This is a genomic window from Rhizobium sp. P1_E6, assembly GCF_056405875.1.
Map to the genome: position 1 here is coordinate 1 of NZ_JBFUBG010000229.1, position 2,313 is coordinate 2,313.

Genomic DNA, 2,313 nt, shown 5'->3' on the forward strand with positions numbered 1-2,313 from the left:
GACCTGGGTCGATGAACCGGGCGCCTGCACCGACTTCTGCGTCACGCGGCCCATCTGGTCGTAGGTCAGGAAGGTGACCGCACCACGGGCGTCGACCTGCGAGACGAGCCGGTTCGCATCATCATAAGCGTAAGACCAATTCCCAAGGTCAGGATCACTCGCCGTCAGACGGTTGCCGAGCAGGTCGTAGGTATAGGTCCAGGTCGCTCCACTTGGATCAACAACCTGTTTCAGATGGCCGAGCGCATCAAAAGTCGCGCTGTAGCGGAAAACAAATCTGCCATCGCGCTGCTCTCCTGCAACGATGACATTCTCCCACACATTGTAGTTCAAAGTACGATGATGTTGCTGTTCGTCACCAAAATCCACGTAAAAGACATCGATGTTATCGGTACCAGGAACTGGATCAATATATGTGTAATAGTCGTATGTCTTGTAGGTACTGTCGGGATTGACGCTCTTCGTAATCCGGTCGAGCGCGTCGTAGCTGTTGACCGTCCACTGCGCCGTTTCACCGGCAAAGCGCACGATCGATGTTTGAAGCACATTACTGCGGGCATCATAGATCGTGTCGGTGATGCGGGCAGGGCCGGTTGCCGTATCGCCCGAGGTCTCCACCCGCCACGGGCGGCCAAGCCCATCATAATAGGTGCACGTGTAGCTCTCGCCGGTGCCAGACGTCAGCGGCTTTGAGACGACGACCGCCTGCAGCGCCGGATTGCCCTCGTTCGCATAGCGGGTGTTGATGTAGTTCCCGGATCCCGAATGCGTATAGCCGCTGGGGCGGCAATAGGCGTCATAGGTGAACGTCTCGACGATGCCGTTCGGATCGGTCTTGGTCGACGGCAGGCCGCAGACGGGATCATAGGCCGTCGTCGACACGAAGCGGGGGTCTGCCGGCTGGCCGCCATTGGCGAAGTATTTGGGGCTGCGCTCCGTGACCGGATAGAGATGGTAGGTTGGATCGTAATCCCATTCGGTGCGGTTTTTGGCACCGTCCGTCTCCGAGATCCGGTTGCCATAGGCGTCATAGGTATAGGTACTCGTCACCCATCTCTGTGGCGCGACGACCGCCGCATAGGCGAGTTTTTGCGTCAGATTGCCCTGGACCGGTGAGGCCGTGTAGTCGCTGCCACCGTCATAGACATAGCGCTCATACTTCAGTGTCGTTGCCGTGGCGGCATCGAAGCCACCAGAGCGCACGCCGATGGCCGTCGGCAGCGACGTGATGAACTTCGTCGTGTTCGGGGCATAGSTRTAGSTCGTCCAGCGCTCGTCGCCGGCGACATCCTTGCGGCCGTATTCCTTCAGTTCSGTGACGTTGTGRTAGGCRTCRAAMACYCGCTCGGTGCGCTGGGTCAGCGCATAGGGATTGTAGAGCGTCGTCTCTGTCGCGGTGTTTTTAGCCCAATAGGGCTCGGAGCTGACATTGACCTCATAGGTCTCCGAGATCATCTTCTTGGCGTTACCCGCACCATCCCTCCAGACGATCGTCTCCGGCAGCCCGTAGCTTGCCCGGTCCAGCCGATAGGCGGTATCCACTCTCGGACGTGACGTCTCGCCTGGCACCGCCGGCATGGTTGCAGTGACGACGCGGAAGCCAAGGAACTTGCGATCCGTCGTGTCGTAAAATCCGCGGTCGTAGGAATAGTCGGTGGTAGCGACTGCGCCACGGCCGTCATTGACGGTCACCCGTGTCGCCGGATGCATGACGAAGGGCAGGTAGGCGACGGGGAACCGCGTCGACGGCGTGTAGTCGACCGAAACCGTCCCGCCCGTTTCAAGCGTCACAGACCGCAGCAGATTGGGATTGCCGGTGCCGGCATTCGATACACTGACGGTCGAGGCGGAACTGGAGAAGTCGGGCAGTCCGTCACCGTTGAAGTCACCCGATATCGCAGATCCCGTGAAGGTCTGTCCGAAGGGCTGCGCTGTGGTGCCGGCGGTCCCAGTCTGAAGGCTGTAGGCCCACATGCTGCGATAAGTCGAAGTTGTCGCGGAAGTCGAGGTCACCAGTTCCATCTCGCCGTCATTGTCCATGTCGCGCAGCACGGGTGCGCCTGTCAGCGGCAGACCGTTGACGAGATTGACGTAGCTGCTGCCGGCGGACAGCCAGATGTCGACTAGGTAGCCCGAGCCATTAGGATAGGAACGAACGACGTCGCTCGCACCGTCGCCGTTCACATCTCCTACGACGCAGCCAGACGCACAATTAGCGCCGAACGCCACGTTTGCCCAGGCACCGTTTACAACACGCGAGATGTACGGGGTAGCGCCGGCATAGAACACCCCTTGCCTACCATTGCCATTGAC

At 59.6% G+C, this 2,313-nt stretch carries 1 protein-coding gene; it reads right to left on the minus strand.

Features of this window, described 5'->3' with window-relative positions:
• Positions 1–2,184 (minus strand): toxin TcdB middle/N-terminal domain-containing protein (locus AC1D35_RS35640; protein ID WP_477942676.1); only part of this gene is annotated, 2,184 nt, incomplete at its 3' end.
• Positions 2,185–2,313 lie beyond the last annotated feature (129 nt).